The sequence below is a fragment of the Streptomyces sp. NBC_01304 genome, from assembly GCF_035975855.1.
Taxonomy (GTDB): domain Bacteria; phylum Actinomycetota; class Actinomycetes; order Streptomycetales; family Streptomycetaceae; genus Streptomyces.
The window spans coordinates 9,999,081-10,013,525 of the sequence record NZ_CP109055.1; the positions used below are offsets into that span (position 1 = coordinate 9,999,081).

The window sequence follows — 14,445 nt, forward strand, 5'->3', positions numbered from 1 at the left end:
CGGTCAGCTGTCCGCCGTCTTGATTGGCGTCTTTGCCTTGACCGGGTCCCCGTCGCTGTAACCGCCTGCCCCGGACTTCGGGGTGACGGTGACGGTGTACTCGGTCTTGGCGGTAAGGCCGGTGAACTCGCCCTTGGGATGTTCGGTTGTGCCGGTCCACTTGTAGGTGCCGACCGGTGTAGTGGGCTCTGTCTTGGTGCCGCAGATGACCGTGTACCCGGCCGCGTCCGCCTTGGCGTGCTCGACCTTGGGCCACTTCACCGAAAGCTTTGTGGCTTCCGGCTCCGCGTCCTTCACGATCTGCGCCGCATCCGGGCCAGTCAGCTTGGTCAGCTTCGCGGTCTTGACCGCCACCGACCCCTCATCGGAGTCCGAGTGCTGCTTGAGGTCCCCGAGGGCGGTGACCTTCACCGTGTACGAGGTATCCGCCTTCGCCCCGGTGACGCTGACCGACGGCTTGCCCGGAGTGGTGACGTCGACCTTGGAGACAACCCGGCCGTCGTCCGGAGCAACGGTGACCGTGTACCCGGCATCGCCCTTCATCGCATCCGCATCCGGGACGGCAGGCCATTCGGCGGCGAAGGCGGCCGTCGTCGGCGTGCCCTTCGCCACCGGCACCGGAGTGGTCAGCTTCGGCAGGCTCTTGGTGTCGGCCGTGGTCTTCACCTCGGCGGAGTCGGCCCGGTTCTTGCTGTGGGCCTTCAGCTTGATGGTGTAGTTGGTGCCCGGCTTCAAATCCGGGATCGCCGTCTTGGTGGTGGGCGCGTCGACGATGACGGTGGGCATCAGTGAGTCTCCTCTGCGGTGACCTCATACGTTTCGGCGGAGGTGACGGGATTCCACTCGACCGACAGGCTCGTTGCTTCGCTGCCGGTGGTGGGGGTGGCCTTCAGGCCGGTCGGCGGATCCAGGGGATGGGTGTCCTTGTGCAGGGGCTGCGCCCCGCACTTGGGTTCCGGAGGCTCGACGTTCGTCTCGAACATGATCATGGGCTGTGTCGGTGAGACGGGGGCGAGGAGCGGGCCCGGCTTGTCATCCGCGCCCAGCAGCACGTTGTACGGTCCAACGCCCCAACCTGCATCTACCTTTGACTTCCCGGTGAGCGTGAAGCTGACGGCCTCGTTACCGATCTCAATGTCACTGGGGGTACCGCCGGTCACCCAAGGAAGCAGCAGGTAACCGTACTTGCCGCCGACATTGCCCTCACCATCGACACACTTCGCCGACGACTTCATGCCCGTCCACACCTCGATGGCCGCGCCACGGTCGCAGGACACGTTCTGGTCGACGCGGAAGCCGATGATGTTGCCCTTGCCGTCCCGTTCCAGGACCCAGGTCGGGTTCATCATCTGCACCAGCGTGGGATCGATGTTGCAGAACGCGATCTCCACGTTGATCCACTTGATTTGCGGGCACGCCGGGTCCGCGACGCAGGTCTCACCGGCGAAGTTCTTGACGAGGATGTCTTCGCCCTCGTCGATCTCGAAGCTGTACTTGACGGTGATGACGCCCTTGGTGACCACGGTGGTGAGGTCGCCGTAGTCGACGTTGCCGCACTTGGTCAGCCGGGTGGCGCGCAGACGCCGGCCCCGGACGGGGGCAAAGCATGAAACCTCAGCCATCGCCGGGGCCTTCCTTCTTGGTGGGGGTGATCGTGACCGTGTAGTAGTCCGCGCCGGGTACTGGATCCCAGCTGGCATCCAGCTGGTGCTGTTCGTTTCCGGGATGCGGCACGACCTTCAAGCCGGTCGGCGCGGGGCCGGGGACGATCGGGTACGGGTTGGTGAGGGTGACCTTGAAGTGCGGGCAGTCGAACGCCACCTGGAAGGCCCGCTCATGGATGGCCATCGCCAGGTTGGTGCGGAAATCGATGCCGCCCGGCGGCTCGAGAGGCACGATGGGGCCGCGGCGTACGGTGACCGGTCCGGTCGCGTACAGGGCGAGGTCGTGGCCTTGGCTTGGGGCGGTGTAGCCGCCGCCGAACGCCCAGACGCTTCCGGCGGGGGTGGTGAGCCGGTTGCCTTCGCGGACGGTCAGCATGTTTTCCGCGAGGATCGGAATGAGGATGCGCGGGGCGTGGATGACCAGCTGCCCCGACGACGCGGCAGCGCCCGCGTACTCCAGCAGTCCGAGGGCGGCGGCGAGCTGTTCACCGAGCGGCTTGTCCTTGCCGATCGTCGCCCACGACGTGATGTCCTCGGCGCCCTCACCGAGATGCGGATAAGCGCCCGCATCCCCGGTCCACAACGCCCGTTCCACCAGCGTCTGTTCGGACGCAGCGAGACGGGCCGCCGCACGCGGGCCGGCATCGGTGAACCCGACCCGGTCACATTCGATTCCGGCGTAGGCGATGAAGGGGCGGCCGAAGTTGTGGTCGATGCCGGGGGTGAGTTTGCGGTCCGGGACCGGCACTGTGGGGTCGATGCACGGCGCGGGCCACAGACCTCCGGTGGCACACGTGTCGGTAGACCACCAGTAGTCGCGGTTCAGCTTCAGCTTGGCGTCGTCGATGACGGTAGCGGCGGAGTAGAGGCCGAAGCGGCGGGGCGGGGCCGGGGCAAGACTGATTTCGTCGAGTCCGGCCGGTGGTGTTGTCACAGCGTGTTCACCCCCTCCTTCTCGGGGAGGGGCCCCGCCTCGCCACCACGGGGGGAGGTGGCATGCACGATGAGGCGGGGCCCCGGCCTAGAGGTGGGGGTCAGGCTGCGGGGCAGATCAGGGCGGCGTTGTCGGGTCCGCCCGTCATGCCGTTCGGGCAGAGATCGATCTGCAGCATCCGCGCGTCACCGCAGCGCGTCTGCAAGCAGTACGCCTCTTCCGTGAACAGGGAGATCATCTTGTTCTGCCCGAGAAGGGTGGAGTCGTAGATCCCACCGTCGAGATTCAGGATGTCCTGGCGGGCCTGGATGAAGTACCCGGCCGTGTACAACATGATCTTCGCGGTGGAGGGCCAGGTGGTGGCCTTCGGGTCGATGTTCTGCCAGTCGTACACGTACTGCGGGCGGATACCGCGCGAGGTGAACCAGGCGTTGATCCGGGAATCCGGTACGTCGATCAGGTCAACGCCGGTCCGCTTGGCCAGGTCGGAGCGGATGATGCCGGGCAGCCAGTACGGCATGACCGCTTCCAGCGTCGAGCCGCGGGACAGGCGGTGCTTGTACCGCATGTCCTCAACCATGACCTCGATCGCACCCAGCAGTCCGGCCGTCGCGCCCGGCCCGTAGGCAGCCTGCCCGGCGGAGAACGGGATCGGCTCTGCGGCAGGCTTGGCGGCGTCTTCGAGGTGGCCGGTCTTGGGGTCGATCTGCCGGCCGGTCTGCCCCTTGAGCAGGGCCTGCTGGCGGTCGACGGCGGCAGCGAACTTATAGATCTCCGATGCGGGGATCTTCGCTTCCATCCGGGCCAGAGTGTCCGCGTTGATCAGGTGCTGGTGAGCGACCAACAGGCGGGCGATCCACTCACGGATCAGCTCGGGCCACGTGTGATTAAGCATGATATCGGTCTTAATACACAGACCTCGGGGCGTAAGCCTGCACTCTGCCCATTCCGGACAGGGGATTTCGAGGCAAGGCTTCGGATTATCAGCCCGCGCCTGGTCCTTCTCCTGCTTCGTCTTCTTCGGGTCGAAGAGCGTCTTGCCGGGCTCCGGGCGGTCCTTGAGGAGTCCACCCGGGTTCGGGCCCTTCGACGGGTCCGACATGGGAAGGTCGCCCCAGTCCCAGATACCGCCGCCCAGCTGCGTGTACACGTCCGTGAAGGACGGGGTGATCGGCCAGCGCAGCCCGCCCCGGCGCACAGTGATCGCCGGAACGTCCACGATGCCATCCAGCGACGCGAGGTCGGGGCACAGGGTATAGATCGTCTCGCTCGGAGAACACCAGATGTCGGTGGCCGGTGCGCCCCCCACACCGGTGGCGGCGATCAGCGAACCGTTCGTGAGACGCCGCTCGTTGGTGGCGTGCTCGATCGTCTTCCACGTCTCCGCATCCGACGATCCGTCCGTCACCAGCGACGGATCCCGGTCCAACGTGAACTGCGCGATATGGACGCCCGAACTGCCCGACGGGATACGGCCCAGAGCAGTCATCCGGTTCTGCGCCGCCTCGGCAACCGCCGTCAGGTCGGTGAGGCGCTGGCCTGCCGGGGTGTTGGGAATGTCAGCGGCGGCGATCATCGACCAGCCGGTTTCCACAACGGTGCCGGTCTTCACGTCGTCGTTGCGCATCCGCCCGAACGGAACCGCCGCCTTCGACGCGGCCGCGACCGGCACCCGCTCATCGGCAACCGGCGTGGTCTCGGCAGGCGCAGCGTCAGCAGCCGGAGCGTCTTCGGTGACCGGATCCGGCGCCGGGGGAGTGGTGGGTGCGTTCGGGGCCGGGGTAGAGGCCTGCTCGACTTCTTCGGCCAGACTCCGGATCCGGTCCGCGCGGGCGGCAGCCTCTACACGCCGGTTGGTGACGGACTTGATGATGTTGGCAAGCTGCTCAAGCTCCACCAGCTCGGCATCCGTACGGTCGCCGTCAGCCTCATGCAGCGCCTTGAACGCTTCCGTCGCCGACTTCTGAACGGCTTCGAGGTCATCGGCTGCGGACAGCTGGTCGTGGAGGGCCTGTGCGGCGTCGTCGGCTTCGGCGAGCTTTCCGAGCAGATCCCGGATATTCACGGTCATGCGGGTCGTCTCCTGCAACGTCGACCACACCCGCATGTCGGGGTGTGGTGGGGGGTTGCAAGAGCGCCGCTCACGTAGTCGGGTCCCGCGCTACACGTTCAGTTATGGGGCAAGAAGCCCGCTCACATGTCGGGTCCCGCCAGATGATGTTGATGGTAGCCCAGCCCCCTTGAACACTGCCGGTGTTCAAGGGGGCTGTCTCTGCCGGGTCTTACGCGTCGACGTCACCAGACGTCGGCGCGACGCGCTCTGCCGGCTTCCTGGCGGGCAGATGCCGGAGCCCGGCCTTGAATCCGGCCTGGATCAGATCCCACAGGATGAGTCCGACCACGACTGCGATGGCGGTGTCCCAGTTGATGCTGTCCACGATGGTTCTCCTTGTCTTGGTGTGGTCGCCGCGGTGAAGAGCGCGGCGGTGAGTTCGGCCAGGTTCAGGGCGCACTCTGTTCCGTTAAGGAACCGGGCGGTGCGTTCAGGTGATGAGCGGGGTGCCGGTGTAGGCGTTTTCCCAGTGCTCAACAATCAGCCCGTCCCTGAAGCGCCACAGGCCGCATACCGGCACGTTGATGCGGTCGGGAAGGTCGGCGGTGAGGGTGCCGGTCATCGTGCCGAAGTGCTTGCCTGCGGTGAGGTGGTCGACGGTGATGCGCATGGTGTTCTTCGACAGGCGCATCAGCGCCTTCTCGTGCGTCACGACGGCCTTGATGCCGGTCAACGTGTGGCCGTCGACCCGGTGCAGCACAACATCGGGGTCGAGGAACGGTTCGATGCCGGTCAGGTCGGCGTAGACGGCGGCGAGGGTCAGCGCGTTGGGGTGCATGTCAGGCCTCCGTAGCGGTGGTGGGGCGCCACGGGGCGAACTTCGCGCAATGGGCCTCAACGCGCTGCCAGTCCGCCTCCGACAGGTCGACGGCGAAAGCGCGCATGTTGTCGTCGAGATGCGCGATCGACGTAGTCCCGGGGATCAGCAGCGTGTTCGGTGCCACCCGCAGCAGCCAGGCCAGGGCGAGGGGTGCGGCGTTCACCCCGAAGTACGGGGCGATCTCTTCGAGATGGCCGATGAGTTCGCCGTGCCCGAGGGGGAACCACGGGATGAACACGATCCCGTTGTCGACCGCGTAGTTGAGGGTGGGGCGGGCGTTCTGGTCGGCGAGGTTGAACAGGCACTCCACTGCCACGATGTCCGCGTGATGCGCCGCCACATCCAGCTGATCGGGCGGCACGTCAGGCTGACCGGACAAGCCGATGTGGCGGATCTTCCCTGCCCGCTGCAACTCGACCAGGACACCGAACTGCTCCTCCAGCGGAACGAGCGGGTCGATGCGGTGCAGCTGGTACAGGTCGATCGTCTCGACGCCCAGGCGCAGCAGACTGACCTCGACTTGTTGGCGGAGGTATTCGGGGCGTCCGAGGGCCTGAATGTAGGGGGCCCGGTCATCGGAGTGGACCCAGTCGTCTGGGCCGGTGCGGAGCATGCCGCCCTTCGTGGCGATCACCAGCTGCTCGGGGTACGGGTGCAGGGCCTTGCGGATGAGTTCTTCGTTGTAGCCGGGCCCGTAGGAGTCGGCGGTATCAATGAACGTCACCCCCGCCTCATGCACCGCATACCTGAGGAGACGGATAGCCGCTTCGTGGTCGGCGGGCGGCCCCCACATGCCGGGGCCGGTCAAGTGCATGGCGCCGTAGCCGATACGGCCAACGGTGTTGTCGCCGAGACGCAGCGTGGGAGGAGAAGTGTTCATGCGTCCTGCCAGAGGGAGAGGGAAGCTTCGGCGGTGATGCCGGGACCGAACCCGGCCAACAGGCCCCGCGCACCATCGGCCGGGGGATCGTCGAAGAGGCGGGCAGCGGTCGCCAGCACCACGCAGGAGGCGATGTTCCCGCAGCTCTCCAACGTGGCACGGGAGTTCGCGAACGCCTCAGGATCCACGTTCAGGTGGAAACACAAGTCGTCGAGGATGCGCGGGCCGCCGGCATGGATGACGTAGTAGTCGAGCTTCGTCGCATCCCACTGCTCGGCCTGGGCCAACGTGTGGAGCATGGGGGCGAGCATCGACATGGTGCCGGGCACCCGCTTGTCGAGCTGGAAGTGCCAGCCGGTGTCCTTGACCTTGTAGCTGATCCAGTCTTCGGTGTCGGGAACGAGGTGGGCGGCGCCGCGTACGAGGCGCATGCCGCGCCCGTTGCCGTCACCGCGGACCACGCAGGCGGCCATGGCGTCGCCGAACAGTCCGTCCGAGAGCAGCGACCCGACGTCGATGTCTGATGGCTGGTAGACGAGGGAGCAGAATTCGACGGCGACGACCAGGACGTGAGAGCCGGGGTGCGCGTTCGCGTAGTCGTGGGCGCGGTTGATCGCGGCCCCACCAGCCGCGCACCCGAGTTGAGCGATCGGGATTTGCGTGGTGTCGGGCCGGAAGCCCAGATTGTTGATCATCCAGGCGGTGAGTGGCGGCATCGTGAACCCGGTACACGACACGAACACGATCGCCGACACCTCATCGGCGCCCACCCCCGCGCTGGCGAGAGCATCAGTCACCAGCTGGGGCAGCTGCGTCTTCGCCGTCTCGGTAAAGACCCGCGTACGTTCCTCCACCCCGTCATGGCGCAGCGTCTGATAGAGCGGCCTGATCAGATGCCGCTTCCGCACACCCGTATTGCCGATCAGCCGCGCCGCCAACGCATGCTGCGGATGATCGGCGTGCATGACGTCGGCGAGGGCGAGGGTCTGTTCCCGGCTGATCGTGTGCGGCGGCAGCCACACGGCCGGACGGCACAGGACGGCGCCTGTCATCAGCTGTTGTTCCCGGGGTCGAAGGGTTCCCACGATCCGGTGCCGGCCATCGCGATAGCGGCGTCGGCTTGCTGCCAGGTGTCGAAGACGGACTTGGAGCCGTCGTGGAACGTCACCCGGTATTTGACGGGGCGTCCGTCGTGGGTGACGGTCTCGGTCTCTCCGCCCTGGGTGACGCGGGTGGTGTACCGGGGTGAGGATCCGCAGCAGCCCATCAGAGGTTTCCTCCGAGCTTCAGGGCGGCGTCCACGCGGGCTTTCTGCCATGCGGCTTCGGTCTGGCGGACCTGTGCGGCCAGCGTGGCGGCAGTGTGGCGGCGTGCGGCCAGGGCGTCCATTTCCTCGAGGAGTTCCGCGGCGAGGGCCTTGGTGTCCACGGTCGCCGTCGTCGTGGGCGCGGGCCGCCAGGCGGTGGAGATGAACGTGGTGAGGCGCTGGCTGGTGCCGTACGCGTAGGCCCGCTGGCGTGGAATCTTGATGGCCGGGTTGTTCGTGGCGAGGGCGGCGATGAGTTCGGTGTGGCCGCCGACTTCCCTCCAGTCCCCCGACAGTGGGGAGCGGCGTAGCTTCGCGGCCATCTGCTCGTCCGCTTCGGGGGTGAGGGCTCCGGCGAGCCAGATGCCGTGCGCGTCTTCTCCGGCACGCACGATGGCAACCGCGTTGCCGGTGTCGGCGTAGTGGGCGGATGCCCGGTGTGCGGACAGGGGGATGTCGGCGTGCGGGGTGTCGAGGCAGATGGTTCCGACGGGGAGGGTGTCGCCTTCCTCGGTGAGGACACTGCCCAGGTGAAAGAACTGGTAGCCGCTTGAACTGCGGGGTGCGTAGCGGCCGTTGGAGACGTGAGCGCGCCGCCAGTCGGCGAGATGCCCGAATACGCGGCCGTCGTCGGTGACTGTGATGCCGGTGGGTTCGGTGAGCTGTGGGTCGTCGAACCATGCCTTCGGCGGGGCCACGGGCGTGCGGGGGCTGGCGGCGGCGATCAGGGCATGTGTTGCACTGGCAGCCGTCTTCTTCTTGGGCCTTGGATTCTTAGACGCCACTCGGGGCTTGTCTTTCGAATCGTCGGAATCATCGCCGTCGTTGTCGTCGTCTGTGTCGCCCCGGGCGCCGTCGTCGTCCTGGTCTTCGTCTTGGTCGTCGTCGGTGGGGCGGCGGGAGCGGATCCGGTCCCCTTCCGCGAAGGCGGGGTGTCCGACCAGGGTGGCTCCGGCGACCTTCCAGCCGGTGAACACTTCCACCAGCTGCCCGTCCTCGTCCTCGTCGATCTCGAACGCGGACGGGTCCAGATCCAGCGATGCCCAGCCGAGATAGCCGCGCTCCACCTTCGAGGCAACGGCCTGCGCCTGTGCGTCCATCGGGTCGTAGCGGCCCGCCCCCCACACCACCGTGTCTCCGGAGCCGTCCGATGCCTCCCGGTACTCAAGGTGGTCGATCAACCCGATGGCGATGGCTCCGTCGTGTCCGGGGGCGGCCTTCTCCTGCCAGTACAGCGGCACGGGCAGCGGGCGTGCGTCGAGTGTGCTCTGGGCGGCCAGGCGGCGCCCGTCAGCGCTGTTGCGGTCGACGCGGCCCAAGGGTCCTTCCCAGTATTCGATGACCTGGGACTCAAGTGCTGTGGCCAAAATGGGTCACCTTCTTCGGGAAGACCCGCCCGGAGAGGGCAGGAGGAGTGGGGAGTCCTTGTCGAGTTCCAGCAGCACGCACCGGCAGTGGATCGTGGTCCCGGGTGAGCCGTTGGGATCTCCGGGGTAGCGGAGCATTTCCCCGCCCACCAGGAACGGGGTGCCGGTGGGTACGGTCTGGTAGTTCGCCATCCGGTGCGCGGCGCGGGTGCGGCCGTCCATCGTGGAGCGCCACTGGGACTGCGAGCGGATCCCGGTGAGCTTCTGCCACGCCGTTGCCCCGTCCAAGGTGGCGGCGTTGTATCCGGCGACCGATTCGGTGACGGCTGTTGCGTTGATCCACCCCGCCCAGGCTTCGACGTTGAGCAGTGCGAGGAGCTGTTCCTCGCGCTTGGCGGTGCGCGGCATGGCCAGCAGTGCGCGCAGGGCGGCGGCGATCCGGTCGGGAAGTTCCGACTCGGCCAGACGCTTGCGTACCTGGGCGAGGAACAGGGGCCTGGAGGTGTCCGGGCTCATGCCCGCGGTCTGCTCCGTGTACTGCTCGTCGTAGGCGGCGCCCAGCGGCGGAAGCATGTATGTGTCGACGCCGTCTTCCCATGAGGCGGCGCCGTGGGTGGCGGCCAGAAGCGGCAGGCTGGTGGCGAAGGTGCCGTCGGGAGTTCCGGTCCACTCATGGAGAGAGAGCGTGTCGGGGGCGCGCTGCAGGTAGGTGCCCACCAGCTGCCGGGCGGCCCTGGCCAGCGTGGTTTCGGTGCGGCCGATTTTCCGGTGCGCCCGGTCAAGGGCCTGGTCGTCGCTCATGCCGCATGCCCGGCCTGCTTGAGCGCGGCGTGCAGGGCGCGCCGTCGGTGCGGCAGGCCGGAGACGAGCAGGTGCCGGGTGTAGGCGTCCAAGGTGTCGACGACCGTGCGGGGAAGCCGGTCACGGACCGTGTCCCACACTCCCGACAACAGGTCGTCGACCTGGTCGTGCTTCGGCGACCACACGGTGTGCACATCGTGTGATGGCATCCGGCCCAGCGTGGCCGGTGCGCCAGGACGGTGCCGTCTGCGCTCGCCGGCCTTCTCCAGGGCGTGGAGGACGGCCATGTCGGCGAGGACGGCATAGCCGGACGGCTTGTTGGTGCCGTCCTCGAGTTCGGGTGGCCTGCTGGGCTGGTCGGGCAGCTCCCGGTTCTCCCGGTCCGGGAGCTGCCCGCCGTCCTCTGCTGCCCGCTCCACCTGGACGCTGCCGGGCCCGTCAGCGGGGGCCGTAGAGGTATCGATGCCGAACTCGTTCAGGACGAGTGGGGCAAGTTGGGGGATGTGGGCGAGGTCCCACAGCAGTTGGTCGCGGCGTTCTTTGGTGGTGGGGTAGTCGCTCTCGCCGAATCCGCGTTCGCGCAGGAGGGCTTCGCGGGAGATGAGGCCCTTGTCGTAGAGGGTTTGGGCCTCTTCGATGGTGGTGGACTGGTCGGTGAGATCTTGCGTGTTCGCTGCGAGTACGTAGCCGTCGGGATCAATGCCCGCTTCGAGGAGCATCGGCGCGAGGAACGCTTCGGTCAGTGCGTGGCAGATCAGGGAGAGTTCCGGCTTGACGTGCAGGTCTACGGCCTGCCGGTTCAGGAGCCAGCCGGTCCAGTGGTTGACGTCGGCCATGCCGAGGATGATTTCGGGTGGGACGTCCATGCCGAGGGCGAGTTTCCGCAGGGCCATTTCGGCGAGTTCCGCGGTGCGTTCGTCGAAGGGTGTGGAGAAGCGGAGGTGTTCGAACTTTCCGGTAGCGGCATCGTCGACGCGTACGACGATGGGGACGACGGCGGAGGCGTCCTCGCGGTTGTTCATCGGGGTGACCATGGCGCGGGTCATCTCGGCGATGAACGGGTCGTCGTGAACGTCCTCCGCTGCCTGCTGCGGGCTTGCGGGCAGAACGGTCGCGGACTCGGGGACGATGAGCATGCCGTTGCCTGCGAGGCGGGAGTCGACTTCCGCCAACACGCGCTGGTCTAGGGCGCAGAGTTTCGCCAGGTCGGTCTGCAGGGCGCGCGTGGGCGAATCGGCCTGCCAGTTCTGTCGCGGGTGCGGGCGCCAGATGCGGGCGACCATGGAAGCTTCGGGGTCGAGCTCGATGCGTTCGGTCTCACCGACCTGAAGGAGGGTGCGTCCGGCGCGGACGGTGATCTCGTCCGAGCAGACGGCCCGCCACTGCGCGGTGCCGGACTGGGAGTCGTCCCAGCCGACGAGGAACGTTTCGCCCGGGAGGGCGAGGTGGGTGGACATCCGGGTGAGGAGTTCGGACTGCCCGGCCTGCCCTCCGGCGAGCGTGGCGAGGATGCTGTCCAGTCGCGGATCGTCGTCGGCGGGTTCGGGGTCGCCGTTGCCGGTGGGGTCTTCGCGGCCGATGTAGAGGCGGGCCCGGGAGCAGGCTTTGGCTTTCCAGTCGATACCGAACCTGAGCGGGCCGACCTGGTCGTAGTAGGCCCACACCTTGTGTTGCCAGTCCTGGGGGCGCACAGCGGTGCGGATGGACTTCTGGTCGATCAGTGCGGCGGAGGCGATGAGGGCGCGAGTGGCGCGCTGCGCGGGCTGGGTGCGGGTACGGAATGACAGGCGCGGCAACGCCACAACCAGACCCCCTCTACTTCTTGTCGCCGGGCTGGTGGTGGCGGGCGATGAGGCCGGTGAGTTCGGAGACGGCCAGCACGGTCAGCGCGTACCAGGCCCATGTGGGAAGGCTGGTCCAAGGGCCGGGAGTAATGCCGGACAAGGTCCAGAGCACGGGCACGGCGGCTGCGGTGAGCCAGAAGCCGGCACACCAGGCGCAGGTGAGGAAGCCGTACAGGCCGCGTTTTTGGGCGGTGTCGATGAGGGCTGCGGTATCGGTGCGCTCGGGCATGACCAGGCGGGTCTTGGCGACCTGTCGGGTGAGGAGCGTTTCGCGTAGCCGGTTGGTGATGGTGTCGTGTGAGAGGACGCGCAGTACGCGGGCCAGGGCGAGGGCCAGGGCGGCGTGGAGGGCGGCGTACGACAGCACCATGCGACTGAGGGTAATGGTCTTGGAGTGTTACCGCACACACTCGCCTTGTGGAGTCCTCACAAGAATTGATCATGAATTGATCGTAGAACCCCGAGCTGAGAGCGCAATTCGCTGAGAGTGTTTGTTGTGATCAAACAGTCTTGAGGTGGGCCACGCTCATCCGGCATTGAACACTCTGCGTGATACCGGTGGGTTGGTGGCACAGCACTGCGCAGCACGGCACGGCACCGGGGCATCCCTTCGCCGAAGAGATGCCCCGGGGCCGGACCCAGCGTCAGCCCTCCGCCGGGGCCGTCGAAATGTTCTTCGCCACCACAGGCAGCGACGGCGACATCCCCGAGGCGGTGGCGGTCAGGGTGACGTCGTAGGCAGTGGCGACTTCCAGACCGGTGAACGCCGCTTCCGCCTTGGCGTGCTCCACACTGACCTGGCCCTGAATCTTGCTTCCGACGCCGTCGGAGCGCATCGCCCACGCCGCATACGAGGTCCCGGACACCTTGGCCCAGTCGACGGTGAACGCGGAGCGCGTAACCGTCCCATCCTTCACGACCGGCATTTCCGGTGTCGGGGTACGCCCGGGGGTGACGGTGACCTTGTCGGACTGCAGCGACCACACCATCGTGGAATCGCCGTTCAGCGCGGTGATCCGGTAGTAGTAGTCACCGGCCGGCAGATCACTGTTCTTGAAGCTGATCGTGTCCTTCGTGGCGTGCTGGACGGTGGTCCACGAGCCGCCGTCCTTACGGCGCTCGATGTCATAGCCCGTCGTGTCTTTCTTCCCGGACGTCCACGTCACGGTGGCCTCGCCCGGCCCGGTCGACGTCGCGACCGGCTTCGACGGGGTTTCGGGGAACACGATCGTCAGCACCGGCGACGACTCGGAGTCGAGAATCCCGTTGACCGCGTACAGGGCGAAGCTGACCTTCCCCGACCTAAAGGCCGTCAAAGGCTTACAGGTTGCGCCGGTGGCGTCCTTCGCAACGGTTTCCTTGATGGGCCAGCCGTTGCCCTGCCCGTCGCACTCCCACCTGAGGGCGGTGATCGTGTCGGGGTGTGGGTAGGCGTCCCACTTCAGCTCGACCATGTTCGGGGTGGCGGTCACACCGGCGAGGCGGGGCGCTGCCGGTGCGGCGGGCTTCGTCATGCTGGTGGTGATCGTGGCGGTGCCCTCGCCGGAGTCGGTGCGGTCGGTGCCGTCGCCCTTGGCGACCACGTGCACTGTGTATGTGGTGCCCGGCGCTGCGCCGGTGACGGTGACGAACGGCGTGGCCGGGCTGGTGACGTCGACTGCGGAAACAGCCGGCCCGGCCGGGGTGAGCGTGACCGTGTACCCGTTGGAGCCCTTGGAGGGGTCCACACCCACCACAGACGCCCACTGCACCGCGAACTCATGGTCCTTCACCGCGCCGTGGGCGGTGATGTTCTGCGGGACGGTGAGGGGGCGTCCCTTGAGGACGTAGCGGGCGTCCCCGGTCTGGATGCTGATGCCGCCGGTTTCCTGCACGGTCACGTGGTGCGGGTTCGCATGGTCAGCCACGTGCTGGATGAACGTGAGCATCGGCGTGTACGTGAGGAGCTTCGCGACGACGTCGTTGATCTTCGCGTAGTCGGCGAGGATCTTGGCCAGCTCCGTGTGGGTGACCGCATCGATCTGGGCGGCGGTCACCTGGTGCGGGTTGTTGTGATCGGCGAGGTGATCCGTGATCGGATCGCGTGCGCCGCTCACTTCGGGGTCGCCTTCAGCTGCACGGGCTTGGCATCGAGATAGTTCGGCGGCGTGCCCAGTGCGGTGATGGTGAGCGTGTACTCGGTGCCGGTCGTGCAGCCCGTCACCGTTACATCCGTGTTGAAGCCCGTTTCGCTGCGGACGATCTTCCCGATCTTGGGTCCGGTCGGGGTCACGGTCAGCGTGTAGCCCTGGTCACCGCGATGAGTGTTCGTGCCGAGAGCGTGCTGCCACTCTGCAGTGAACGAGGTAGCAGTGACGCTCTTGATACCCGGGCGGCTGATAGCGATCTGTTCGGGCAGTTCGCTGTAGTTCTCCAGGCCCTGGAGTCGTGCGTCGAGCGCTTCCAGCTTGTTGAGCACCGTCTGCAGGTCGCCCTTGGACGCTACGTCGGCGGACTTGGCGTAGAGGGACAGCAGCTGTTGGATCTGTTCGGTCTTCGCGTATGGGTCGAGGTCTGACTTTTTCGCGTAGTCCTTGGCGGCGTCGGCCTTGGCGAGATAGTCGGTCTTGGCCTTGGCTTCCTTGAGGTAGTCGGCGGCGAAGTGCGGGTCGCCGGTGTCGTTGACGTGGCGGTCAAGTGCGTCGTCGAAAGCCTTGTCTGAGGTCATAGCGGTCTC

15 protein-coding genes are annotated in these 14,445 nt (G+C 66.9%); all 15 read right to left on the reverse strand.

The features are described 5' to 3' along the window. Positions 1-3: 3 nt before the first annotated feature. The 15 genes from OG430_RS44765 to OG430_RS44835 all read right to left on the reverse strand — a co-directional run bounded on the left by OG430_RS44765 (position 4) and on the right by OG430_RS44835 (position 14,436). Positions 4-786, reverse strand: a complete 783-nt coding sequence (locus OG430_RS44765; protein ID WP_327358434.1) for a fibronectin type III domain-containing protein — start codon at positions 784-786, stop codon at positions 4-6. Then, the gene (locus OG430_RS44770) at positions 786-1,622 is read right to left on the reverse strand and encodes a hypothetical protein (RefSeq protein ID WP_327358435.1); all 837 of its coding nucleotides are present in this window, start codon (positions 1,620-1,622) and stop codon (positions 786-788) included. The genes OG430_RS44765 and OG430_RS44770 overlap by 1 nt, the downstream gene beginning before the upstream one ends. Further along, the gene (locus OG430_RS44775; RefSeq protein ID WP_327358436.1) at positions 1,615-2,598 is read right to left on the reverse strand and encodes a hypothetical protein; all 984 of its coding nucleotides are present in this window, start codon (positions 2,596-2,598) and stop codon (positions 1,615-1,617) included. The genes OG430_RS44770 and OG430_RS44775 overlap by 8 nt, the downstream gene beginning before the upstream one ends. A gap of 100 nt (positions 2,599-2,698) precedes the next feature. Next, a complete protein-coding gene (locus tag OG430_RS44780) occupies positions 2,699-4,669 on the reverse strand; it encodes a major capsid protein (protein WP_327358437.1) in 1,971 nt (656 codons plus the stop codon). Between the two features lie 211 nt (positions 4,670-4,880). Beyond that, on the reverse strand, positions 4,881-5,036 hold the full coding sequence (locus OG430_RS44785; RefSeq protein ID WP_327358438.1) for a hypothetical protein: 156 nt from the start codon (positions 5,034-5,036) through the stop codon (positions 4,881-4,883). Positions 5,037-5,141: 105 nt separating this feature from the next. Beyond that, a complete protein-coding gene (locus OG430_RS44790) occupies positions 5,142-5,489 on the reverse strand; it encodes a nuclear transport factor 2 family protein (protein WP_327358439.1) in 348 nt (115 codons plus the stop codon). A gap of 1 nt (position 5,490) precedes the next feature. After that, positions 5,491-6,411 (reverse strand): aldo/keto reductase, encoded by a 921-nt coding sequence (locus tag OG430_RS44795; RefSeq protein WP_327358441.1) that lies wholly within the window; start codon positions 6,409-6,411, stop codon positions 5,491-5,493. Further along, positions 6,408-7,463, reverse strand: a complete 1,056-nt coding sequence (locus tag OG430_RS44800) for a type III polyketide synthase (RefSeq protein ID WP_327358442.1) — start codon at positions 7,461-7,463, stop codon at positions 6,408-6,410. Before OG430_RS44800 ends, OG430_RS44795 begins: the two co-directional genes overlap by 4 nt. After that, positions 7,463-7,678: a hypothetical protein gene (locus OG430_RS44805; protein ID WP_327358443.1), complete on the reverse strand. Its 216-nt coding sequence runs from the start codon at positions 7,676-7,678 to the stop codon at positions 7,463-7,465. Before OG430_RS44805 ends, OG430_RS44800 begins: the two co-directional genes overlap by 1 nt. Then, entirely contained in the window at positions 7,678-9,084 is a 1,407-nt protein-coding gene (locus OG430_RS44810) for a hypothetical protein (RefSeq protein ID WP_327358444.1), read from the reverse strand. The genes OG430_RS44805 and OG430_RS44810 overlap by 1 nt, the downstream gene beginning before the upstream one ends. Positions 9,085-9,090: 6 nt before the next feature. Beyond that, the gene (locus tag OG430_RS44815) at positions 9,091-9,885 is read right to left on the reverse strand and encodes a hypothetical protein (RefSeq protein WP_327358445.1); all 795 of its coding nucleotides are present in this window, start codon (positions 9,883-9,885) and stop codon (positions 9,091-9,093) included. Beyond that, positions 9,882-11,687: a hypothetical protein gene (locus OG430_RS44820; protein WP_327358446.1), complete on the reverse strand. Its 1,806-nt coding sequence runs from the start codon at positions 11,685-11,687 to the stop codon at positions 9,882-9,884. The genes OG430_RS44815 and OG430_RS44820 overlap by 4 nt, the downstream gene beginning before the upstream one ends. 13 nt (positions 11,688-11,700) lie before the next feature. Beyond that, on the reverse strand, positions 11,701-12,099 hold the full coding sequence (locus OG430_RS44825) for a DUF1360 domain-containing protein (protein ID WP_327358448.1): 399 nt from the start codon (positions 12,097-12,099) through the stop codon (positions 11,701-11,703). Between the two features lie 274 nt (positions 12,100-12,373). After that, a complete protein-coding gene (locus OG430_RS44830) occupies positions 12,374-13,825 on the reverse strand; it encodes a fibronectin type III domain-containing protein (protein ID WP_327358449.1) in 1,452 nt (483 codons plus the stop codon). Further along, positions 13,822-14,436, reverse strand: a complete 615-nt coding sequence (locus OG430_RS44835) for a fibronectin type III domain-containing protein (protein ID WP_327358450.1) — start codon at positions 14,434-14,436, stop codon at positions 13,822-13,824. The genes OG430_RS44830 and OG430_RS44835 overlap by 4 nt, the downstream gene beginning before the upstream one ends. Positions 14,437-14,445 lie beyond the last annotated feature (9 nt).